General features: G+C 71.4%; 20 protein-coding genes. 11 read left to right on the top strand and 9 right to left on the bottom strand.

The window, feature by feature from the left end; genetic code table 11:
• Positions 1–185: 185 nt before the first annotated feature.
• The gene (locus OG985_RS18750) at positions 186–1,115 is read left to right on the top strand and encodes a DeoR/GlpR family DNA-binding transcription regulator (RefSeq protein ID WP_371669497.1); all 930 of its coding nucleotides are present in this window, start codon (positions 186–188) and stop codon (positions 1,113–1,115) included.
• Between the two features lie 372 nt (positions 1,116–1,487).
• Here OG985_RS18750 and OG985_RS18745 read toward each other — a convergent pair whose 3' ends face one another.
• Both OG985_RS18745 and OG985_RS18740 read right to left on the bottom strand, forming a co-directional pair.
• Entirely contained in the window at positions 1,488–2,033 is a 546-nt protein-coding gene (locus tag OG985_RS18745) for a TetR/AcrR family transcriptional regulator (RefSeq protein ID WP_371674425.1), read from the bottom strand.
• A gap of 431 nt (positions 2,034–2,464) precedes the next feature.
• The gene (locus tag OG985_RS18740; RefSeq protein ID WP_371669496.1) at positions 2,465–4,237 is read right to left on the bottom strand and encodes a biotin carboxylase N-terminal domain-containing protein; all 1,773 of its coding nucleotides are present in this window, start codon (positions 4,235–4,237) and stop codon (positions 2,465–2,467) included.
• Positions 4,238–4,608: 371 nt separating this feature from the next.
• Between OG985_RS18740 and OG985_RS18735 the strand changes: the two genes are divergently transcribed.
• Entirely contained in the window at positions 4,609–5,085 is a 477-nt protein-coding gene (locus OG985_RS18735) for a hypothetical protein (protein WP_371669495.1), read from the top strand.
• Here OG985_RS18735 and OG985_RS18730 read toward each other — a convergent pair.
• From OG985_RS18730 to OG985_RS18715, 4 genes are all read right to left on the bottom strand, one after another.
• Complete coding sequence (locus OG985_RS18730; protein ID WP_371669494.1) at positions 5,054–5,674, bottom strand: nucleoside triphosphate pyrophosphatase; 621 nt, start codon at positions 5,672–5,674, stop codon at positions 5,054–5,056. The genes OG985_RS18735 and OG985_RS18730 overlap by 32 nt on opposite strands.
• 54 nt (positions 5,675–5,728) lie before the next feature.
• Positions 5,729–5,857: a morphogenic membrane protein MmpB gene (gene mmpB, locus OG985_RS18725; protein WP_371674424.1), complete on the bottom strand. Its 129-nt coding sequence runs from the start codon at positions 5,855–5,857 to the stop codon at positions 5,729–5,731.
• 161 nt (positions 5,858–6,018) lie between these two features.
• Entirely contained in the window at positions 6,019–6,228 is a 210-nt protein-coding gene (locus OG985_RS18720) for an acyl-CoA carboxylase epsilon subunit (RefSeq protein WP_371669493.1), read from the bottom strand.
• Between the two features lie 25 nt (positions 6,229–6,253).
• Positions 6,254–7,855 carry an acyl-CoA carboxylase subunit beta gene (locus OG985_RS18715; RefSeq protein ID WP_371669492.1) on the bottom strand — a complete coding sequence of 534 codons (1,602 nt, stop codon included), beginning with the start codon at positions 7,853–7,855 and terminating at the stop codon, positions 6,254–6,256.
• 110 nt (positions 7,856–7,965) lie between these two features.
• On the opposite strand from OG985_RS18715, the gene OG985_RS18710 reads away from it, so the two are divergent.
• Positions 7,966–8,832, top strand: a complete 867-nt coding sequence (locus OG985_RS18710) for a biotin--[acetyl-CoA-carboxylase] ligase (RefSeq protein ID WP_371669491.1) — start codon at positions 7,966–7,968, stop codon at positions 8,830–8,832.
• Between the two features lie 272 nt (positions 8,833–9,104).
• Complete coding sequence (locus OG985_RS18705) at positions 9,105–10,265, top strand: adenylate/guanylate cyclase domain-containing protein (protein ID WP_371669490.1); 1,161 nt, start codon at positions 9,105–9,107, stop codon at positions 10,263–10,265.
• A gap of 483 nt (positions 10,266–10,748) precedes the next feature.
• Here the strand turns inward: OG985_RS18705 and OG985_RS18700 are convergent, their stop codons facing one another.
• The gene (locus tag OG985_RS18700) at positions 10,749–11,432 is read right to left on the bottom strand and encodes a hypothetical protein (RefSeq protein WP_371669489.1); all 684 of its coding nucleotides are present in this window, start codon (positions 11,430–11,432) and stop codon (positions 10,749–10,751) included.
• Positions 11,433–11,661: 229 nt separating this feature from the next.
• Here OG985_RS18700 and OG985_RS18695 point away from each other — a divergent pair, with 229 nt between their 5' ends.
• The 3 genes from OG985_RS18695 (at position 11,662) to hutH (ending at position 15,783) form a co-directional block, all read left to right on the top strand.
• Positions 11,662–12,462, top strand: coding sequence for an enoyl-CoA hydratase/isomerase family protein (locus tag OG985_RS18695; RefSeq protein ID WP_371669488.1), 801 nt, complete (start codon positions 11,662–11,664; stop codon positions 12,460–12,462).
• A gap of 280 nt (positions 12,463–12,742) precedes the next feature.
• Complete coding sequence (locus tag OG985_RS18690; RefSeq protein WP_371669487.1) at positions 12,743–13,888, top strand: diguanylate cyclase domain-containing protein; 1,146 nt, start codon at positions 12,743–12,745, stop codon at positions 13,886–13,888.
• Positions 13,889–14,244: 356 nt separating this feature from the next.
• Positions 14,245–15,783: a histidine ammonia-lyase gene (gene hutH, locus OG985_RS18685; RefSeq protein ID WP_371674423.1), complete on the top strand. Its 1,539-nt coding sequence runs from the start codon at positions 14,245–14,247 to the stop codon at positions 15,781–15,783.
• A 42-nt stretch (positions 15,784–15,825) separates the two neighbouring features.
• Here hutH and OG985_RS18680 read toward each other — a convergent pair whose 3' ends face one another.
• Positions 15,826–16,626, bottom strand: a complete 801-nt coding sequence (locus OG985_RS18680) for a hypothetical protein (RefSeq protein WP_371669486.1) — start codon at positions 16,624–16,626, stop codon at positions 15,826–15,828.
• A 41-nt stretch (positions 16,627–16,667) separates the two neighbouring features.
• Positions 16,668–16,994 carry a hypothetical protein gene (locus OG985_RS18675; protein ID WP_371669485.1) on the bottom strand — a complete coding sequence of 109 codons (327 nt, stop codon included), beginning with the start codon at positions 16,992–16,994 and terminating at the stop codon, positions 16,668–16,670.
• Positions 16,995–17,103: 109 nt separating this feature from the next.
• Between OG985_RS18675 and OG985_RS18670 the strand changes: the two genes are divergently transcribed.
• From OG985_RS18670 to OG985_RS18655, 4 genes are all read left to right on the top strand, one after another.
• Positions 17,104–17,460 (top strand): hypothetical protein, encoded by a 357-nt coding sequence (locus OG985_RS18670; RefSeq protein ID WP_371669484.1) that lies wholly within the window; start codon positions 17,104–17,106, stop codon positions 17,458–17,460.
• 220 nt (positions 17,461–17,680) lie between these two features.
• Positions 17,681–18,931, top strand: coding sequence for an Ig-like domain-containing protein (locus OG985_RS18665; RefSeq protein ID WP_371669483.1), 1,251 nt, complete (start codon positions 17,681–17,683; stop codon positions 18,929–18,931).
• A gap of 161 nt (positions 18,932–19,092) precedes the next feature.
• Entirely contained in the window at positions 19,093–20,565 is a 1,473-nt protein-coding gene (locus OG985_RS18660; RefSeq protein ID WP_371669482.1) for an ABC transporter permease, read from the top strand.
• Positions 20,566–20,645: 80 nt separating this feature from the next.
• Positions 20,646–21,332: an ABC transporter ATP-binding protein gene (locus OG985_RS18655; RefSeq protein WP_371669481.1), complete on the top strand. Its 687-nt coding sequence runs from the start codon at positions 20,646–20,648 to the stop codon at positions 21,330–21,332.
• Positions 21,333–21,423 lie beyond the last annotated feature (91 nt).

Genomic DNA, 21,423 nt, shown 5'->3' with positions numbered 1-21,423 from the left:
CCGCTGGTCACGGGGAGTTGCCGCCCATTCGTGCGGCATAGTCGGCGAGCCTAGGCCCTATACCACTCTGTGCCTTGCTGTGCGAACAACTTCTGCTATTCGGCGCAAACAGCTGAAAGCAGACGGTCGCCCACGTTACTGTCAGTTTCGTGTTCGCTGCAGAACGTCGCCAATTGATCCTCGAAATGGTGCGAGCGAACGGGGCCGTGTCGCTCCGTGAGCTCGCCCGCGTCGTCCAGACCTCCGAAGTGACCGTACGGCGGGACGTGCGTGCGCTGGAGGCAGAAGGACTCCTCGACCGCCGGCACGGCGGTGCGGTATTGCCGGGCGGATTCACGCGGGAGTCCGGCTTTCCGCAGAAATCACATCTCGCGACCGCCGAGAAGACGGCCATCGCCGACCTCGCCGCCAGCTTCGTCGAAGAGGGCGAGGCCATCGTGGTCGGGGCGGGAACCACCACCCAGGAGCTGGCCCGCCGGCTCGCCCGGGTCCCCGGGCTGACCGTCGTCACCAACTCCCTCCTGGTGGCCCAGGCGCTGGCCCACGCCAACCGGGTGGAGGTCGTCATGACGGGCGGCACCCTGCGCGGCTCCAACTACGCCCTGGTGGGCTCCGGCGCCGAGCAGTCCCTCCAGGGGCTGCGGGTCTCCCGGGCCTTCCTGTCCGGGAGCGGGCTGACCGCGGAGCGCGGGCTGTCCACGTCCAACATGCTGTCGGCGTCCGTGGACCGGGCGCTCGTCCAGGCGGCCTCCGAGGTCGTCGTCCTGGCCGACCACACCAAGCTGGGCACGGACACCATGTTCCAGACCGTGCCGACCGACCTCATCACCCGCCTCGTGACCGACGAACCGCCCGGCCACGACGACCGCGCCGCCACCGAACTCCAGGCCCTCGCCGACCAGGGGGTGCAGATCGCCGTGGCCGGGGCGGGAGCCTCGGGGGGTGACGCGGTCCCGGCGCGCCAGCAACAGCGTCGGGACGTACCCGTCCCGGGCCCTCGCCGCGGCCAGGTCCCAGGCGGCGGACCGGCCCTACGAACAGCCGCCACAACCCTGGGTGACCCGAACTCCGGCCCGGCAGAACGATCCCGAGTGGCAGACCTACGCCGCCGCTGAACACGAATCAGACCCGCACCCGAAAGGAGCGCGGGGACCGGCGCGACGAGCCACGCGCAGCCGCTGACCGGGACGTGGTTCGTGCCCGACAGGGGCGCGGGCGGTAGCGCGACGAGCCACAAGGCGCGGGCAGCTGTTGATCCGGGGCTTGGTTCGCGCCCGACAGGGGCACGGGGAACTGCGCGACCAGCCACAATGCACGCGCAGCCGCTGAACCGGGACTTGGTTCGTGCCCGATAGGGGCGCGGGGAACTGCGCGACCACCCACAACGCACCCGCAGACGGGTGCCGGGCTGGCTCCCAGCGCAGGCTGAGCGCTCCACAGGGGCACGATCAGCCCCGGCAGTGGACAGCCCCGCACCCCGCGGAGCGCTACGGCTTCAACCCCCGTAGCGTCAACCGCAGCAGACGGCCCGCCAGGGCCGGGTCACCCGGTGTCTCCTCCGCCGCCAGCGCGATCGCGTGCGTCAGCTGGAGGAGGTCGCCGATCGCGACGTCCGGACGGACCGTGCCCGCCTCCTGCGCTCGCGTCAGCAGCGCGCCGCCCGCCTCGCGGATCGGCCCGCTGCACCGGGCGAGGGCGGAGGAGTCGTCGTACGACACCGCCATCAACGCCCGCGCGAGCCCACGGTACTCACCCGCGTGGGTGACCATCTCGCCCAGCCATGTCACCAGGGCCGCGCAGGGTTCGGGGGCGCGCAGAAGTTCACGGGAGCGGGCCAGCAGGTCGCTCACCGCGTCCTCGAAGACCGCGCTCAGCAGGGCGGGCCGGTTGGGGAAGTGCCGGTAGAGCGTGCCGATGCCGACGCCCGCCCGCCGGGCAACGTCCTCGAGTGACGCCTCCGTGCCGTGCGCGGCGAAGGCGGAGCGGGCCTCGGCGAGCAGCCGCTCGTAGTTGCGGCGGGCGTCGGCCCGCATGGCCCGCGGGGTGCCGACCGCTACGGGCACGGCCGTCCCCGGCGCCCCGGCTGTCGTCGGCGCCTGCCGGCCACCCCAGGCTTCCGACGGTTTCGCGGTCTCCGCTGAGGTCGCACCCGCCATGGCTCCCCACCTGCTCTCTCCGGCACCCCGGTCTGCCCCCAGCATGCCACCGGGCACGAATGGGCGGCCTCCCCACGGCCTACGGCCTCCCCACGGCCTACGGCCTTCTCACGGCCCACGCCCCAGACCCACGGCCCGGACCCACGCCCCAGACCCACGGCCTCCCCGGCCGTCGCCGTGCGCTCACCCCGAGCGTCACTCACCGTGCGTTCCGCCCCGGCGTCACCCCGCCGCGCCGGGAAAGACGAGGCGCCCGGCGGACTGACTGCTCAGTCCGCCGGGCGCCTCGGGATGTGGCCTGAGCCGGGTCAGTCCTTGATCTCGCAGATCGGCGCGCCGGAGGTGAGGGAGGCGCCGACTTCGGCGGACAGGCCCTTGATGGTGCCGGACCGGTGCGCGTTGAGCGGCTGTTCCATCTTCATCGCTTCCAGGACGACGATCAGGTCGCCCTCGGTGACCTGCTGGCCCTCCTCGACGGCGACCTTCACGATCGTGCCCTGCATCGGCGAGGCGAGGGTGTCACCCGAGGCCGCGGGCCCCGACTTCTTCGCCGCCCGCCGCTTGGGCTTCGCGCCGGCGGCCAGTCCGGTGCGGGCCAGCGACATGCCGAGTGAGACCGGCAGGGAGACCTCGAGCCGCTTCCCTCCGACCTCGACGACGACCGTCTCGCGGCCCGCCTCCTCCTCGCCCTCGACCTCGGAGAGTGCGGTGAAGGGCTTGACGTCGTTGACGAACTCCGTCTCGATCCACCGCGTGTGCACGGTGAACGGGTCGGTGGAGCCGGTGAGTTCGGGGGCGAACGCCGGGTCGGTGACCACCTTGCGGTGGAAGGGGATCGCGGTGGCCATGCCCTCGACCTGGAACTCCTCCAGCGCGCGGGCGGCCCGCTGGAGGGCCTCCTGGCGGGTGCGGCCGGTGACGATGAGCTTCGCCAGCAGCGAGTCCCAGGCCGGACCGATCACCGAACCCGATTCCACGCCGGCGTCCAGGCGCACGCCCGGTCCGGTGGGCGGGGCGAAGGTGGTGACGGTGCCCGGCGCGGGCAGGAAACCGCGGCCGGGGTCCTCGCCGTTGATCCGGAACTCGAAGGAGTGCCCGCGCAGCACGGGGTCGCCGTAGCCGAGTTCCTCACCGTCGGCGATGCGGAACATCTCCCGCACCAGGTCCAGGCCGGCGACCTCCTCGGTCACCGGGTGCTCGACCTGCAGCCGGGTGTTGACCTCCAGGAAGGAGATCGTGCCGTCCTGGCCGACCAGGAACTCGACCGTGCCGGCGCCGACGTAGCCGGCCTCCTTGAGGATCGCCTTCGAGGAGGCGTACAGCTCGGCGACCTGCGCCTCGGACAGGAACGGGGCGGGGGCCTCCTCGACGAGTTTCTGGTGGCGGCGCTGGAGCGAGCAGTCACGGGTGGAGACCACCACGACGTTGCCGTGGGTGTCGGCCAGGCACTGCGTCTCCACGTGGCGGGGCTTGTCGAGGTAGCGCTCGACGAAGCACTCGCCGCGGCCGAAGGCGGCGACCGCCTCGCGGACCGCGGAGTCGTAGAGTTCCGGTACTTCCTCCAGGGTGCGGGCGACCTTAAGGCCGCGTCCGCCGCCGCCGAAGGCGGCCTTGATCGCGATGGGCAGGCCGTGCTCGCGGGCGAAGGCCACCACCTCCTCGGCCCCGGAGACGGGGTCGGGGGTGCCGGCCACCAGCGGGGCGCCGGCCCGCTGGGCGATGTGCCGGGCGGCGACCTTGTCGCCCAGGTCACGGATCGCCTGCGGCGGCGGTCCGATCCAGATCAGTCCGGCATCCAGCACGGCCTGGGCGAAGTCGGCGTTCTCCGACAGGAACCCGTAGCCGGGATGGATCGCGTCCGCACCCGATTCCCGCGCGGCGCCCAGCACTTTCTCGATGTCCAGATAGCTGGTGGCCGGGGTGTCACCGCCCAGGGCGAACGCCTCATCCGCCGCGCGGACATGCAGAGCGTCCCGGTCCGGGTCGGCGTATACGGCCACGCTCGCGATCCCGGCGTCCCGGCAGGCCCGGGCCACACGGACAGCGATTTCGCCACGGTTGGCGATGAGCACCTTGCGCACGATGAGGCTCCCTCCTTGAAACAAGCCGAGTTTAGGGACTGCCGACACGGCACTTCGACCCGTCCCCTGTGGTGAGCTTGCCCACACGGAGCGTGATGCGAGGCCGGCTCGACCGGGAAATCCCTTGTCGCACCTCGGCACGCAGGACTCCTCCGGGAAACCCTAGCCCTCCGGTGTGGTCAAGGTCTCTGTGAGAGCGTGCTGCGGCCCACTCTGTTTCTTTGTGGAGTCCCTACGAATGGCCCAATGATTCTTTGCCCTCCGCAGAACCCTTGTCCCGCGGTTTACCCGTTAGTAGCGTTCATGTGTCTCGAACGTACTTCGGGTAACAGGAATCTTGCTCGCGCGGCAGTCGAAAGTGGGTGGGACCGGTGGTGCGCAGGCCGGTGGCGTGGGTCGTGGCGGTCGTGCTGTTCGTCGAGGCACTCGGCATCGCCGCGCTCAATTGGTTCATGGGGATCGTCGTCGACCGGCAGAAGATGTCGCTGGCCGGCCTCGACCCCGACGTGATGTCGGTGTCGTCGAAGGTCGGCGGGGTCGTCTTCGGTCTCTACTTCGCGCTGTGCGGCCTGGTCGCGCTGCTCGTCGCCCTGCGGAACCGGCGGCCGGCGGGTGTCGGCCGCATCCTGCTGATCAGCGCCGCCGTGGTGCACGCGCTGCTGGGTGCCTTCACCTGGGGCCTGGTCGGCTGGAACGCGTGGCTGTTCATGGTGGTGGTCTTCGCGCTGATCGTGCTGCTCCTGATGACGTACGACGCCCAGGAGCGGCCCGTCGCCGACGCCCCCGCCGACGCGAAGGGCGAGGGGGGCTCCCCGGTCACGTCTCCGCCGGCACCCACAACTCCGTGATGCCGACACCCAACTGGGCCAGCAACCGCCGGACCAGGGGCAGGCTGATGCCGATCACGTTGCCGTGGTCGCCGTCGATGCCCTCGATGAAGGGGGCCGAGCGGCCGTCCAGGGTGAAGGCCCCGGCGACGTAGAGGGGTTCGCCCGAGGCGACGTACGCGGCGATCTCCTCGTCGGTGGGCTCGCCGAAGTGGACGACGGTGGACGCGGTCGCGGACACGTGCCGTTGGCTCGCCGTGTCCCACACGCAGTGGCCGGTCTGCAGGGTGCCGGCACGGCCGCGCATCGACTTCCAGCGGGCGGTGGCCTCCTCGGCGTCCGCGGGCTTGCCCAGCGCCTGGCCGTCCAGGTCGAGCACCGAGTCGCAGCCGATCACCAGCGCGCCCCGGACCTCCGGCTTCGCCGCCACGACGGACGCCTTCGCCTCGGCCAGGGCGAGGGCCAGGTCGGCCGGGGTGGGTGCGCTCACGGCGTCCTCGTCGACCCCGCTCACGATGACCTCGGGGTCCAGTCCGGCCTGGCGCAGAAGGCCCAGCCGGGCGGGGGACTGGGAGGCGAGGACGAGTCGACGGCGCGGCTGATCAGTCATGCGGCAAGGGTATCGGCGTGTCCGGCGTGGCTCACCCCGGTCCGGGCCCCGAGCTCAGCTCAGCCCGATGACGATCATCGTGAGGACCATGGCCAGCGCCATCAGAACGCCCAGCCGCCGCAACATGGTCTGCATGTCACGCATTTCCTTCGGCGGCTCGTTCTCGGGGTCGGACCACAACATGCCTTCCAGCTTGCGTCGAGCCGGGGACGAGCCGCCTGAGTACGCGTACTCAACTTCGCCGGCGGGGCCGCGGACGACTTCGGCCGTCACCGAGCGCCCCGCGTCCGAACGCGGCGGGGCAACTCCGTGACGGCCGAGGTCCTGCGGGCCGGTCAGCCGGCTCAGCCGGGCCAGTAGGTGCGTGACCACGCCGTCCGGCCCGGCTGGGGCAGACGGTGGGCCGCGATGCGGGACGGGTCCGACCACGCGTCACGCGGGGCGGCCACGCCCGCCGGGGTGGCCGCGGCCACCGCGGCGCGGGCACGGACCACCGCCAGGGCGGCGGCCAGCTCCTCCGGGGTGGGGTTGCCCCGGACGACCTTGATCGTCATAACGGCTCCTCGGTGTCGGACCGGCCTACAGGGGGATGTTGCCGTGCTTCTTCGGCGGCAGGGACCCCCGCTTGGTACGGAGTTGCCGCAGACCGCGGACGACGTGACGGCGGGTGTCCGACGGCATGATCACGCCGTCGATGTAGCCGCGCTCGGCCGCGATGTAGGGGTTGAGGAGGGCGTCCTCGTACTCCCGGATCAACCGCGCCCGCGTCGCCTCCAGCTCCCCGGCGGCCTCCGCCTCGGCGATGGTCCTGCGGTGCAGGATGTTGACCGCGCCCTGGGCGCCCATGACGGCGATCTGGGCGGTCGGCCAGGCCAGGTTGAGGTCGGCGCCCAGGTGCTTGGAGCCCATGACGTCGTACGCCCCGCCGAAGGCCTTCCGGGTGATCACCGTGATCAGCGGGACCGTCGCCTCCGCGTAGGCGTAGATCAGCTTGGCACCGCGGCGGATGATGCCGGTGTGCTCCTGGTCGACGCCCGGCAGGAAGCCCGGCACGTCGACGAAGGTGAGGACGGGGACGTTGAAGGCGTCGCAGGTGCGCACGAAGCGCGCGGCCTTCTCGCTCGCGTCGATGTCGAGGCAGCCCGCGAACTGCATCGGCTGGTTGGCGACGATGCCCACCGGACGCCCCTCGACCCGGCCGAAGCCGGTCAGGATGTTCGGCGCGAACAGCGCCTGCGTCTCGAAGAACTCGGCGTCGTCCAGCACGTGTTCGATCACCGTGTGCATGTCGTACGGCTGGTTCGCGCTGTCCGGGACGATCGTGTCCAGCTCGCGGTCCTCGTCGCTGACGGCGAGGTCCGCCTCCTCCGGGTAGACCGGGGGCTCGCTGAGGTTGTTGGACGGCAGGTACGACAGCAACTGCTTGACGTACTCGATGGCGTCCTTCTCGTCCCCGGCCATGTGATGGGCCACGCCGGAGGCGGAGTTGTGGGTGCGGGCGCCGCCCAGTTCCTCGAAGCCGACATCCTCGCCGGTGACCGTCTTGATGACGTCCGGACCGGTGATGAACATGTGCGAGGTCTGGTCGACCATGACGGTGAAGTCGGTGATGGCGGGGGAGTAGACCGCGCCGCCCGCGCACGGCCCGACCACCAGGCTGATCTGCGGGATCACACCCGAGGCATGGGTGTTGCGGCGGAAGATCTCACCGTAGGCACCGAGGGAGGCGACCCCCTCCTGGATGCGGGCGCCGCCGGAGTCGTTGATGCCGATGACCGGACAGCCGGTCTTCAGGGCGAAGTCCATCACCTTGACGATCTTCTGGCCGTAGACCTCGCCGAGGGCGCCGCCGAAGACGGTGAAGTCCTGGGAGAACACGGCGACGGGGCGGCCGTCGACGGTCCCGTAGCCGGTGACGACACCGTCTCCGTAGGGCCGGTTGCTCTCGAGCCCGAAGTTGGTCGAGCGATGGCGGGTGAACTCGTCGAGTTCGACGAAGGAGTCCTCGTCGAGGAGGAGGTCGACCCGCTCCCGGGCCGTCAGTTTGCCCTTGGCGTGCTGCTTCTCGACGGCGCGTTCCGAGCCGGCGTGCGTCGCTTCCTGGATACGCCGCTGCAGGTCCGCCAACTTGCCGGCGGTCGTGTGGATGTCGGTCTGTTGCAGCTCTTCCGGCTCGGACATCGGGATACGGCTCCCTGCCTGCTCAAAAGGGGGGACGGTTACTCATCCGTACAGTAGTGGCGGGCCCACCGATCGGCAGTGCGGCGTTTACCACACCTAGGGTGGCTTGCATGACGCCGCCAGATGCAGCAGACGCGAACGACAGCCGCTGGTCCGATCTCGACCGCCCGCCCCTCAACGTCGCCGCCCTGCGCCGGGCGCTGCTGCGGGAGGGCGGCCTGTGGTCGGGCGTGGAGCTGGTGCAGCGCACCGGCTCCACCAACTCCGACCTGGTGGCGCGGGCCGAGGCGGGCAAGGCCGCCGAGGGCGCGATCCTGGTCGCCGAGGAGCAGACGGCCGGGCGCGGCCGCCTGGACCGCCAGTGGACGGCACCCGCCCGCTCCGGCCTCTTCTTCAGCGTGCTGCTCAACCCGAGCGAGGTCCCGGTGGCCCGCTGGGGCTGGCTGCCGCTGCTCACCGGGGTGGCGGTCGCCACGGGGCTGTCCCGGGCGGCGGGCGTCGACACGGCACTCAAATGGCCCAACGACCTGCTGGTCAACGTCGGCGGCGAGGAGCGCAAGACCGGCGGCATCCTCGCGGAGCGGGCCGGGGACGACGGGGTGGTCGTCGGGGTCGGCATCAACGTCAGCCTCCGCGCGGACGAGTTGCCCGTACCGCAGGCCGGGTCGCTGGCGCTGGCGGAGGCGGTGAGCACGGACCGAGATCCCCTGCTGCGCGGGGTGCTGCGGTCGCTGGAGGAGTGGTACGGACGCTGGCGGTCGGCCGGGGGCGACCCGGCGGTCAGCGGGCTCCAGGAGACGTACGCGGCGGGATGCGCGACGCTGGGTCGGGTGGTCCGGGCCGAGCTGCCCGGGGAGCGGTCGCTCGTCGGGGAGGCGGTGGCGGTCGACGGGGACGGAAGACTCGTGATCGCCACGAAGGAAGGGGTACAGGAGCCGGTGGGAGCGGGCGACATCGTCCACCTGAGGGCAGTCTGAGGGCGGTCGGCGGTCGGCAGTCGGTGGGTTGGCCGAGGGTCGGTTGAGGGTGGCCCGGAAACCGGCTCAGGGCGTCCTGACCGGCGTTCCGGGACCGGTCCGACCGGACTTCGGTCGGCGGACTCGCGGACTCGCGGACACCGGGACCGTACGGCGTCCGCGCCCGCGGGAGGCCTGTACGGGCCGTACGTGAGGGAGTGAGCTGGCGCACACCTGCCGTAGAGTTGAGGCCGGTCGATACCTGACCGTGACAGATCGGAAGGGCAGCAGGCGTGACCGTCGACGACACGGGCTCCGGCACGGACGGGGACGGCCGGATGGACCCTCCCCCGCTCTCGCCTTCCCCCGACCAGGAGGACCCCCTCGCCGCCGACTCCGGCGAGGACCCGCTCGCCCTGCGCCTCGAACAGCTGATCCTCGGTGCCGAGCGGCGCTACACGCCCTTCCAGGCGGCCCGCAGCGCCGGCGTCTCGATGGAGCTGGCCTCCCGGTTCTGGCGGGCCATGGGCTTCGCCGACATCGGGCAGGCCAAGGCGCTCACCGAGGCGGACGTGCTGGCCCTGCGGCGGCTCGCCGGTCTCGTCGAGGCGGGGCTGCTCAGCGAGGCGATGGCCGTGCAGGTGGCGCGGTCCACCGGGCAGACCACCGCCCGGCTGGCCGAGTGGCAGATGGACTCCTTCCTCGAGGGTCTGACCGAGCCGCCCGAGCCGGGGATGACGCGCACCGAGGTGACGTACCCGATCGTCGAGCTGCTCCTGCCCGAGCTGGAGGAGTTCCTCGTCTACGTCTGGCGGCGCCAGCTCGCCGCCTCGGCGGGCCGGGTCATCCAGACCGCCGACGACGAGGAGATGGTGGACCGGCGCCTCGCCGTGGGGTTCGCGGACCTCGTCGGGTTCACCCGGCTGACCCGGCGGATGGAGGAGGAGGAGCTCGGCGAACTCGTCGAGGCCTTCGAGACGACCTGCGCCGACCTCGTGGCCGCCAACGGCGGACGGCTCATCAAGACGCTCGGCGACGAGGTGCTGTACGCCGCCGACGACCCGGGCGTGGCCGCGGAGATCGCGCTGCGACTCATCGAGACGATGGCGAACGACGAGACCATGCCCGAGCTCCGCGTCGGCATCGCGTTCGGCACGGTCACCACCCGAATGGGCGATGTCTTCGGTACGACGGTGAACCTGGCCTCACGGTTGACGTCGATAGCTCCACGCGACGCGGTCCTCGTCGACAGCGCCTTCGCGGAGGACCTGATCCGCAACGGGGAGGCGCCGGCCTCCGAGGCGGAGGCGGCCGAGGCCGCGGCCGCCGCGGAGAAGGAGGGGGAGGATCCCCCCACGTACCGCTTCGCGCTCCAGCCGATGTGGCAGCGCCCGGTCCGCGGCCTCGGCGTGATCGAGCCCTGGCTGCTCACCCGCCGCAGCGGAACACCGTAGAACCAACCTGCCGGACCGCCCGGCGTCGCGTGGAGGCAGCCGCTCTCGCCTCGGGGCAGGCGCTCTCGCCTCGCGGCGGCCACCCTTGCCTCGGGGCAGGCGCTCTCGCCTCGCGGCAGTCACCCTCGCCTCGCGGCAGGCGCTCGGTCGCGGTGGGTGGTGGGGACGCGCATGGCGTCGTGGAAGCTGGCCGGCACATTCCGCCTCGTGGCGCGGCAGCCGCTTCGCCTTGCGGCGCGACACGCTTCGCCTCGCGGCGCGGCAGCCGCTTCGCCTTGCGGCTCGGCACCGGCCCGCCTTGCGACGCGACAGCCGCCGTGTGCCGGTGGGCCGCGCCCGGCTTCGTAGAGGCTGTCCGACATTCCGTCTCGCACGGCGCGGCAGCCGTCCCGCCCGTTGCGCAGCAGCCGCTCAGTTTCGGTGGGTGGTGAGTGGGGACGAGCGCGGCGTCGTAGACGCTGCCCCGCCCCCCGGCAGGCCGGCTCAGTTCCCTGGGGTGGTGAGCTCGTCCACGCACAGGCCGATGATCGGTACGCACAGGCCGGGGGCGCCCGGAGCCGGGGGAGCTGTGGTCCGGCTCGGCGCGGGCGCGGGCGCCGGTGGCCGGGTGGGGCGACCGGCGGGGGCCGTCGCCGTGGGCGGGCGGGGTGTCGCCGTGGGTGCGGGGGCGTAGGTCGTGTCCGGGATCGTCGTGCTGTCGGGCGCCGGGGTCGCCACGGCGGCATCGGCGGGCGCGGACGTGAACGGGGAGGCGGGCGCGCCCGGGGCGGGCAGCAGGCTCGCGTCCGGGGTGGGCGACGGGCCCAGCCCGCCCATCGCCGAGGTCGACGACGGGCTCATCTCGGGCACCTTCCTGATGGTGGCGGCCGCGTTCGTCGACCGGCCCGCGTCGGAGTCGGTGCCCTGGTCGGCGCTGGGTTCGGCCTCCGCGGCGTCGATACCGCCGACGCCCGAGTCCGGAGTCAGCCGTACGAGACTCAGCACACCCGCGGCCAACGCCAGACCCCCGGCGGCCAGCAGCACCTTGCGGGGGCGTGGCCTGCGGTGCCGGCCGCGGACGCGCGGGGCGAAGAGACGGAGCGGCTCGACGGTGATGGCGGCCTTGGTGGCGCCGTCCGCCGCTTCCGCGTCGGTATGCCCTTCCGCCCTGACAGTCGTGTACGTCATCACGATTCCTCCCCGATGCCCTCGGCCCCCGCGCGCCGCGGCGGAGCGCACGTTATGCGCTCCTGTGGGCGTTCGGGAGGGAGTTGGGCGAGATGTCACTCGAAGGAGGTGTCGGTACCGGGCCGGGAACCGGGCGGGTGGTGCCCGGCTTTTCCCTGGCCTTTCCCCGGTCGGCGCAGGCTGCGATGATCGGGGCAGCGTTGTTAACCCGCGTTAACCGGAGGGTGTCATGGGCGAGGAGCGGTTCGGGGAGTTCGTGCTGGTGCGGCGGCACGGGGACGGGCATGTCGCGGAGCTGGCCCTCGACCGGCCCAAGGCGATGAACGCCGTGTCGACGGACATGGCCCGCTCCCTAGCCGCGGCCTGCACCGCGCTGGGCGGGGACCGCGAGGTACGGGTGGTCGTGCTGACCTCGACGCACGAGCGGGCCTTCTGCGTCGGTGCCGACCTCAAGGAGCGCAACTCCTTCAGTGACGCCGATCTGGTGCGACAGCGGCCGGTGACCCGGGGGGCGTACACCGGGGTGCTGGAGCTGCCGGTGCCGGCGATCGCCGCCGTGCACGGCTTCGCGCTCGGCGGCGGCTTCGAGCTGGCGCTGGCCTGCGACCTGATCGTGGCCGACCGGACTGCCGTGGTGGGGCTGCCGGAGGTGTCCGTCGGGGTGATTCCCGGCGGTGGGGGCACGCAACTGTTGCCCCGGCGGGTGGGGGCCGCGCGGGCGGCCGAGCTGATCTTCACGGCCCGGCGGGTGGAGGCCGCGGAGGCGCGGGAGTGGGGGCTGGTGGACCAGCTGGTGGAGGAGGGGCAGGACCGCGCGGAGGCGCTCGCGCTGGCCTCCCGGATCGCGGCGAACTCACCCGTCGGGCTGCGGGCGGCGAAGCAGGCGCTGCGGCTCGGTCACGGCCTCGACCTGCGGGCCGGCCTGGAGGTCGAGGACGCGTCCTGGCGGTCGGTGGCCTTCTCGGGGGACCGGGCGGAGGGCGTGGCGGCCTTCAACGAGAAGCGGAAGCCGGACTGGCCGGGGGAGTGAGCCGGGCCGCGGCACGGCGCGGCGCCGCGTGCAGGGCTGCCGCGCACCGTACGGCTGGGCCGCCGCCCGCCGGGCCGCCGTCCGCCGGGCTACCGCGGGCCGCGCCCGCAACGCATTGCTGCGCCGCCGCGCACCGCACCGCCAAGCCCGCCGCGCACCGCGTCACTTCCGGCCACCCCCGCCGCGCGGCCCACGTGCGTGGGTAAACACCACCCGGGGCCCAACACCTGTTCGGCACATCAATGTCCCCATTCGCCCGGAACCTCCCTAGCCTGGGGTGATGGGTGAGGACGAGCGGCTCGTGGCTGTGGTCGCGCTTGCGCAGGGCATGGCGGCGGCCCACGGTTCACGGGATGCGTGGCGGGCCGCCGCGTCCGGTGCGTGCCGTGCCCTGGGCGGGTCCTTCGCCGCCCTGTCGGTGTGGGAGCGCGAGCTCGGCCGGCTGCGGGTCCTCGTCAACGTCGGGGAGCGTGCCCCGGGGGAGGAGGAGTTCCCCGAGGGGGAGGCCTACCCGGTGCACCAGTTCCCGGAGATCACCGAGTTCCTGCACGAGCGCTGGGCCGGGGGCGGGGAGCCCAACGCCTGGGTCGAGACCGCCGAGGGCCCGGCGGCGGGCCGCCGTCCCGGTTACGTCCATCAGCGCGTCGCCGCGCTGCGCCGCCGGGGTCGCGGCTGCTGTGTCGTCGCGCCGATCGTGCTGAACGGGCGGGCCTGGGGCGAGCTGTACGTCGCCCGTCCGACCGGCGCGCCCCTCTTCGGGCGGGCCGACGCCGACTTCGCCACCGTTCTGGCCGCCGTCGTCGCCGCCGGTATCGCCCAGGCCGAGCGGCTGGAGGAGGTCAGGCGGCTGGCGTTCACCGACGCGCTGACGGGTCTGGCCAATCGCCGGGCCGTCGACGGGCGGCTCGACGAGGCGATCGAACGACATCGGCGGGAGGATGTGGTCGTCAGTCTCGTCGTGTGCGACCTCAACGGGCTCAAGCGGGTCAACGACACCCGTGGCCACGCCGTCGGCGACCGGCTCCTGGAGCGGTTCGGGTCGGTGCTGTCGCTGTGCGGGGCCATGCTGCCGGGCACGCTCGCGGCCCGTCTCGGCGGCGACGAGTTCTGTCTGCTGGCGGTCGGGCCGACCGCCGACGACGTGGTGAAGGCGGCCGACGAACTCTGCCGGCGCGCGGCCGACCTGGAGCAGGGCGACGGCGTCGCCTGCGGGGTCGCCTCCACGGAGGACCCGATCGGGCCCGTCCGCTCGGCCCGCAGGCTGTTCCGGCTGGCCGACGCGGCCCAGTACCAGGCCAAGGCCGAACGGGCGAGCAGGCCGGTCGTCGCCGGCCGCCAGGGCCCCGACGACCCGGTCGTACGGCTGGCCGACGAGCCTTCCGGTGAGGCGAGCGCGGAGCGCCGCCGGTTCAGGGGCCGGCACTGACCTCCGTCCCTCGCCGCAGGCGTCGAGCGAACGACCCGGTCGTACGGCTGGCCGACGAGCCTTCCGGTGAGGCGAGCGCGGAGCGCCGCCGGTTCAGGGGCCGGCACTGACCTCCGTCCCTTGCCGCGAGCGCCGAGCGAACGACCCGGTCGTACGGGCTGGCCGACGAGCCTTCCGGTGAGGCGAGCGCGGGGCGTCGCCGGTTCAGGGGCCGGCACGGACCTTCCTCCCCTCGCGCCGCGGCCGGCACTCCCCTCGCGCCGCAGCCGGCACTCCCGTCGCCCTTCGGTAAGGGGCGAACCCGGCCCCCACTGGTGACATCTTCGAATTCACTGCGTACGCTCCTGAATATGGATATGCACACTGTGGTGGTGGGGACGTCCGGCGTGACCGCGTCCGACGTGCTCGCCGTGGCGCGCGGCGGCGCCCGGGTCGAACTCTCCGAGGAGGCGGTCGCGGCCCTCGCCGCGGCCCGCGGGATCGTGGACCGGCTGGCGGCCAGGCCCGAACCCGTCTACGGCGTGAGCACCGGCTTCGGCGCCCTGGCGACCCGGCACATCAGCCAGGAACTGCGCGCCCAGCTGCAGCGCAACATCGTCCGCTCGCACGCCGCCGGGATGGGACCGCGGGTCGAGCGCGAGGTCGTACGGGCCCTGATGTTCCTGCGGCTGAAGACCGTCTGCTCGGGCCGCACCGGCGTCCGGCCGGAGGTCGCGCAGACCATGGCCGACGTCCTGAACGCCGGTATCACCCCGGTCGTCCACGAGTACGGCTCCCTCGGCTGCTCCGGCGACCTGGCCCCGCTCTCCCACTGCGCCCTCACGCTCATGGGCGAGGGCGACGCCGAGGGCCCGGACGGGCAGGTCCGCCCCGCCGGTGAACTCCTCGCCGCGCACGGCATCACCCCGGTCGAGCTGCGCGAGAAGGAGGGGCTCGCCCTTCTCAACGGCACCGACGGCATGCTCGGCATGCTCGTCATGGCCCTCGCCGACCTGGACACCCTCTACAAGTCGGCGGACATCACCGCTGCGCTCAGCCTCGAGGCCCTCCTCGGCACCGACAAGGTGCTCGCCCCGGAGCTGCACGCCATCCGCCCGCACCCCGGGCAGGGCGACAGCGCCGCCAACATGCTTGCGGTACTGAAGGGTTCGGAGCTCACCGGCCACCACCAGGACGGCGCACCCCGGGTCCAGGACGCCTACTCCGTGCGCTGCGCCCCGCAGGTCGCCGGCGCCGGACGGGACACGCTGGCCCACGCCCGCCTGGTCGCCGAACGCGAGCTGGCCTCCGCGGTGGACAACCCGGTGGTCCTGCCGGACGGACGCGTGGAGTCCAACGGCAACTTCCACGGCGCCCCGGTGGCCTACGTCCTCGACTTCCTCGCCATCGCCGCCGCCGACCTCGCGTCCATCGCCGAGCGCCGCACGGACCGGCTGCTCGACAAGAACCGCAGCCACGGTCTCCCGCCGTTCCTCGCGGACGACGCCGGTGTCGACTCCGGGCTCATGATCGCCCAGTACACGCAGGCCGCTCTGGTCAGCGAGCTCAAGCGGCTCGCTGTACCGGCGTCCGCGGACTCCATCCCGTCCTCCGCGATGCAGGAGGACCACGTCTCCATGGGCTGGTCGGCCGCGCGCAAGCTGCGCACCGCCGTCGGCAACCTGGCGCGGGTGCTCGCGATCGAGCTGTACGCCGCCACGCGCGCCGTGGAGTTGCGCGAGGGGCTCACCCCGGCGCCGGCCTCGCGGGCGGTCGTCGAGGCCGTCCGCAAGGCGGGGGTCCAGGGTCCCGGACCGGACCGCTTCCTCGCACCCGACCTCGCCGCGGCGGACGTCTTCGTGCGTGACGGGCTGCTGGTCGCGGCGGCGGAGACGGTCACCGGACCGCTGCGATAGGGCAGATGGGGGCCCTGTCGTCCGACAGGGCCCCACGGGCGGTTACTTGAGCTTGGCGGCCTGGGCGTCGATGACGGCGGCCGGTATGTCGTAGGCCTTGGCGGACATCATCGCGCCGAGGTTCATCGTGTAGTACGACGCGATGGTGTTGCCGTGCCGCACGACCTCGCCGTGCACCGGAGCGGTGTCGCCGTCCTCCATGTCGCCGGTCGCGACGAAGGCGACCGACTCGTCACCCGTGCCGGAGGCCTTTTCCGTGGCGACCTTGGTGAACTTCTGCTTCTCACCGTCGGCCGTGGCCGTGAAGCCACCCGCGCACGCGGTGACGGCCTCGGAGACGGCCTTCATCGTCTTCTCGGCGCCGTCGCCCTCGTACGAGGACAGGCCGACCATGGTGACGTTCAGGCTGAACGAGTCGGTGAGGGCGTCCTCGACGTCCTCACCGGACAGGTCCTCCACCGACTTCGAGGCGCCGGCGGAGGGCTTCGGCTCCTGGGTGGCGGTCTGGTTGGTCTCCGCCGCCGCGTCACCCGGGGCGAGGCCGCTGAACACGTAGAGAAGCGGCAGGCACTTCTCGTTGTCCGCCTTGATGGCGGCCTTGGACGACGGGGCCCCCTCGACCGCCGCGACCTGGTACCCGTCGACATCGCCCTTGGCGATGATCAGCTTCTTCAACTCGGCGGCGCCCAGCGCCTTCGCGGCGGTGGTCGACTTCCCCGAGTCGGAGTCCTTGGCGTCGCCGTCCGCGCCGTCCGAGTCTCCACCGCAACCTGTGATGAGGGCGAGCGACAGGACGCTCACGGCCGCCGCGGCGCCCACGCGAACCCTCGATGATCTCTTCATGGTCGGACTATGAGGTGCAAGTCAAGGAATCGTCAAGCAACTTAAAAACCAAGGCGTTCCCGACGTACCGAGTACACGACGAACCCGGCGCCGAGCGTCAGGAACAGGGTGCCGCCGACGACGTACGGTGTGGTGTCGAAGCTGCCGGTGTCGGCCAGTCGCGCCCCGCCCACCGCCTCGCCGCCGCTGGTGGAAGCGACCCGGGCCTGGGTCGTGGCCTGCGGTGTGACCTGCGTCGACGGGGTCGCCGAAGGTGCCGTTCTCGCCGGTTGGTCCCCGGTCGCGTTCGCGGACGGGACGAACCACAGGGCACCCAGGAGGGTTGCCGCGGCGGTGGCGGTCAGCAGTGGTCGGCGAGCGGATGACACGGAATATCGATCCCCTTGTGGTGCTGGCGAATTGGCCGTGTGGGGCGATGTTAGTGAAAGGCGCGGGTCACGGGAAAGTCACGGGAGGAATGGGCCTTACGCTCCGGGCATGAGCACTCCAGAGACATCACGTTTTGTACGGCTTCGCGTGGAACTCGTCGTCGAGGTCGACGACGAGGGCGCGCTGACCAAGGGCGCGCTGCGCCGTATCGCGGAAGACACCGATATGCCGGCCGATGAGCGGGTACACGCCGAAAGTGCTGTGACGGAAGACACCGCCGAGGCCCTGGCCTATCTCGTGGACCCGTTCGACCTGGTCAGCGAGGTGCCGGGGATCGAACTCGCGCAGGCCTCCTGGAGCAGCGAGCGGATCGACTACGACCCGGATTCGCCGGACTGGGATCTCGACGAGGATGATGTCGAGGAGGATGAGGAGGACGAGCCCGACGACGGTCGGGCCGGCTGAAGCGGTCTGGGATTTTCGTGACCCCGGGCGGCAACCGTCGGCCGGGGTTTCGTCGTCTCAGGGGGCGCACGGACCGGTATCCGCACCACCTGCCCCGGCGGACGTGGTGTGCCCCACACATCAGGGGAATGTGGAACGGGACGAACCGGTCGTAGCGTTGAAGTCTTGTTAACGGGGACTCGGGCTTTTTGGGGATTCGGCAACGATGGAGAAGCGTGTGATGACGGACAGTAAGCGGCGCAGGGGCCTGACGGTCGCGTCCGCACTGCTCGGGGGTGTCCTGGTGCTCTCGGCGTGTTCCAGTGGCGGCGACGCCTCCGGAAGCGACGGCGGTAACGACACCTCGCAGGCCAAGGCCGACGAGGCGGCCGCCAAGAAGGCGTCGGTGGCCGACATCAGGATCACGCCGAAGGACGGCTCGACCAACGCCTCCATCAACAACTCGGCGGCCGTCACCGTGAGCAAAGGCACGCTCACCAAGGTGGCGATGACGACCGCGGACGGCACCGCCGTCGCGGGCGAGATATCCGCGGACAAGACGAGCTGGAAGCCCAGCACCCAGCTGGAGCGCTCGACCACCTACAAGGTGACCGCGACCGCGAAGGACAGCGACGGCCGCGCCGCCCACGAGAACGGCTCGTTCACCACGGTCTCCCCGAACAACAGCTTCATCGGCAACTTCTCGCCGGAGGACGGCTCCACCGTCGGCGTCGGTTATCCCGTGTCGATCAACTTCGACAAGGCGATCACCAACAAGGCGGCCGTCCAGAAGGGCGTCACCGTCACCTCCAGCAGCGGCCAGGAGGTCGTCTGCCACTGGTTCAGCACTAACCGCATGGACTGCCGGCCCGACGACTACTGGCAGGAGAACTCGACCGTCACGCTGAAGCTCGCGCTCGACGGTGTCGAGGGCGCCTCCGGTGTCTACGGCGTGCAGCAGAAGACGGTCACCTTCAAGGTCGGCCGCAACCAGGTCTCCTACGTCGACGCGAAGACCAAGCAGATGAAGGTCACGCAGAACGGCAAGACCGTCAAGACCATCCCGATCTCCGCCGGTTCGCCGGACAACACGACCTACGAAGGTCAGATGGTGATGTCGGAGAAGTTCAAGGAGACGCGCATGAACGGCGCGACCGTGGGCTTCACCGACGACGACGGCAAGGGCGAGTACGACATCAAGGACGTGCCGCACGCCATCCGCCTGACCAACTCCGGCACCTTCGTGCACGGAAACTACTGGGGAGCCAAGTCCATCTTCGGCAGTGTGAACACCAGCCACGGCTGTGTGGGCCTGTCGGACACCAAGGGTGCCAACGACCCGAACACGGCCGCTTCCTGGTTCTACAACCACTCGATCCTCGGTGACGTGGTGGTCGTCAAGAACACCGGTGACAAGACGGTCGCCCCGGACAACGGCCTCAACGGCTGGAACATGGACTGGGCGCAGTGGAAGGCCGGTTCGGCCGTCTGACGTCCGATCCGAATACGGCCGGTCTGATCCGGTTTGATTTAGGTACCACCGATGCCGCCCTCAGGGGCGGCATCGGTGTTTCCGGGGTTCCCCACAGCCTTCTCATCGTTCTCTTATCTCGGGCTTATCGAAGCATCACGGTACGTCCTTAGCTTTCGGCCATGTTCTTCACCTACCTGAGGCGCGAACTGCGCCGCCGTAGAAAAGCGGCCCTCGTCGTCGCCTCCGGACTCGCGCTGGGTATCGCGCTGGTCATCGTGGTCAGCTCCGTGTCGTCCGGCATGGGCAAGGCCCAGGACAAGGTCCTCCAGTCGCTGTACGGCCTGGGCACCGACATGACGGTCACCAAGGCCGCCCAGCCCCAGGCGAGCAGCTCCGACCGCCCGCGCTTCCAGTTCGACGCGCAGGACAGCGGTTCCGACAAGGAGCAGAGCACCGACCGCGTCATGGTGCAGGGCTTTCAGACGCTGTCCACCTCGACCGTCACCAAGGTCGGCACGCAGTCCGGCGTCTCGGACGCGGTCGGCGGACTGAGCCTCCAGGTCCTCAAGGTCAGCGGCGAGTTCACCCGCGGCCAGTTCCAGCAGAACGGCAACGGCAACAGCGGCGGCCAGCAGGGCGCTCCCGGCGCGGGCGGCGGCACCGGCCAGCCACAGGGCGAAGTACGGGGCGGCGGCGCCAACTTCGACGTCAACAGCTACTCGGTCTTCGGCACCGACGTCACCCAGCTGGCCCTCGGCCCGCTGACCTCGTCGAAGATCACCAGCGGCCGTACGTTCACGGCCGAGGAGACCGACGCCAAGGTCGCCGTCGTCGACTCGGCGTACGCCAAGGAGAAGAAGCTCAAGGTCGGCGGCACCGTCACGGTCAAGAGCGTCAAGTACAAGGTCATCGGGGTCGCGACCGCCGACAGCGGTGACTCGGCCGCCAACGTCTACATCCCGCTCAAGCAGGCGCAGACGCTCAGCGACTCGAAGAACAAGGTCACCACGATCTACGTCAAGGCGGCCGACTCGCAGAAGATCGACGCCGTCAAGTCCACCATCCAGAAGAACATCTCGGGTACGACGGTCACCACCTCCGCCGACCTCGCGGACACCGTCTCCGGCTCCCTGTCCACCGCCTCCAGCCTCGCCACCAACGTCGGCAAGTGGCTGTCCATCGCCGTGCTCGTGGCCGCCTTCCTGGTCGCCGGTCTGCTCACCTCCTCGGCGGTCTCCCGCCGGGTGCGCGAGTTCGGCACCCTCAAGGCGCTGGGCTGGAAGTCGGGCCGGGTCACCCGCCAGGTCGTCGGAGAGGCGATCGTCAACGGTCTGGTCGGCGGCGCCCTCGGTATCGCGCTCGGCCTGGCGGGCGCCTATGTCGTCACCGCCATCAGCCCCACCCTGCAGGCCCAGTTGGGCAGCGGCACGGGCGGCGGCACAGGCGGCCCCGGCGGTGGCGGCGGCTTCGGCGGCCCGGGCCGGCAGGCCGCGGCCAAGACGCTCGACGTCGCGCTCACCGCACCCGTCAGCGTCGGCACCATCGGCGTCGCGGTCGGCCTCGCGGTGGCCGGCGGCCTGATCGCCGGTGCCTTCGGCGGCTGGCGCGCCTCCCGCCTGCGTCCCGCGGACGCCCTGCGCCGCGTCGAGTAGCAGCGGCCCCCGCCCGGCCAGGGGCCCGCCGCGACCTGACGACGGGCCCCGACCCCCTTACGTATCCCAGGAGTTGGACCATGTACGAACTCAGAGGCGTCACCAAGCGCTATGCGCGGGGCAAGGAGACCGTCGACGCGCTCGCCGGTGTCGACCTGACCATCGCGGACGGCGACCGGCTCGTCATCCAGGGCCCCACCGGCGGGGGCAAGTCCACGCTGCTCCAGATGCTCGGCGGGCTCGACCGGCCGACCGCGGGCGAGGTCGTCCTCGACGGCACCGACCTCGCCAGACTGTCCGAGGCCAAGCTCACCAGGGTGCGCAGCGAGAACATCGGCTTCGTCTTCCAGAGCTTCAACCTGATCCCGACACTCACCGCGCAGGAGAACGTCGAGACCGCCCTCGTGCCGCTCGGTGTGAAGGGCAAGGAGCGGCGCGAACGGGCCGCGGAGGCGCTGAGGTCGGTCGGCCTCGGCGAGCGGCTCGGGCATCTGCCGGGCGAGATGTCCGGCGGTCAGCAGCAGCGCGTCGCCATCGCGCGAGCCCTGGTGAAGCAGCCGAAGGTGCTGCTGTGCGACGAGCCCACCGGAAACCTCGACGAGTCGATGCGCGACGAGATCATGGACGTACTCGAGCGTATGTGGAAGGAGTTCGGGCTCACTTTCATCATGGTCACCCACGATTCGGCGATCGCGAGGAAAGCCCCGCGTCTGGCGACGATCCGCAAGGGAAAGATCACGGTGAAGGAGAACGCGGCGAACGCCTGACCGTGAACGCGTAACGCCGAGAACGCCGAGAACGCCGAGAACGCGGCGCACGCGCGACGGCGAACGCGTAACACCGAGAACACGACGAACT

The organism is Streptomyces sp. NBC_00289 (genome assembly GCF_041435115.1).
Taxonomy (GTDB): domain Bacteria; phylum Actinomycetota; class Actinomycetes; order Streptomycetales; family Streptomycetaceae; genus Streptomyces.
This window is presented reverse-complemented; position numbering and strand designations above follow the sequence as displayed.

Bases quoted from the DNA above. Each gene is read 5' to 3' on its own strand.
- OG985_RS18750 (WP_371669497.1), top strand. From the start codon at position 186: ATGGTGCGAGCGAACGGGGCCGTGTCGCTCCGTGAGCTCGCCCGCGTC.
- OG985_RS18745 (WP_371674425.1), bottom strand. From the start codon at position 2,033: ATGCGGGCCGACGCCCGCCGCAACTACGAGCGGCTGCTCGCCGAGGCC.
- OG985_RS18730 (WP_371669494.1), bottom strand. From the start codon at position 5,674: ATGACTGATCAGCCGCGCCGTCGACTCGTCCTCGCCTCCCAGTCCCCC.
- mmpB (WP_371674424.1), bottom strand. From the start codon at position 5,857: ATGTTGTGGTCCGACCCCGAGAACGAGCCGCCGAAGGAAATGCGTGAC.
- OG985_RS18720 (WP_371669493.1), bottom strand. From the start codon at position 6,228: ATGACGATCAAGGTCGTCCGGGGCAACCCCACCCCGGAGGAGCTGGCC.
- OG985_RS18715 (WP_371669492.1), bottom strand. From the start codon at position 7,855: ATGTCCGAGCCGGAAGAGCTGCAACAGACCGACATCCACACGACCGCC.
- OG985_RS18710 (WP_371669491.1), top strand. From the start codon at position 7,966: ATGACGCCGCCAGATGCAGCAGACGCGAACGACAGCCGCTGGTCCGAT.
- OG985_RS18700 (WP_371669489.1), bottom strand. From the start codon at position 11,432: ATGACGTACACGACTGTCAGGGCGGAAGGGCATACCGACGCGGAAGCG.
- OG985_RS18695 (WP_371669488.1), top strand. From the start codon at position 11,662: ATGGGCGAGGAGCGGTTCGGGGAGTTCGTGCTGGTGCGGCGGCACGGG.
- OG985_RS18690 (WP_371669487.1), top strand. From the start codon at position 12,743: ATGGGTGAGGACGAGCGGCTCGTGGCTGTGGTCGCGCTTGCGCAGGGC.
- hutH (WP_371674423.1), top strand. From the start codon at position 14,245: ATGCACACTGTGGTGGTGGGGACGTCCGGCGTGACCGCGTCCGACGTG.
- OG985_RS18680 (WP_371669486.1), bottom strand. From the start codon at position 16,626: ATGAAGAGATCATCGAGGGTTCGCGTGGGCGCCGCGGCGGCCGTGAGC.
- OG985_RS18670 (WP_371669484.1), top strand. From the start codon at position 17,104: ATGAGCACTCCAGAGACATCACGTTTTGTACGGCTTCGCGTGGAACTC.
- OG985_RS18665 (WP_371669483.1), top strand. From the start codon at position 17,681: ATGACGGACAGTAAGCGGCGCAGGGGCCTGACGGTCGCGTCCGCACTG.
- OG985_RS18660 (WP_371669482.1), top strand. From the start codon at position 19,093: ATGTTCTTCACCTACCTGAGGCGCGAACTGCGCCGCCGTAGAAAAGCG.
- OG985_RS18655 (WP_371669481.1), top strand. From the start codon at position 20,646: ATGTACGAACTCAGAGGCGTCACCAAGCGCTATGCGCGGGGCAAGGAG.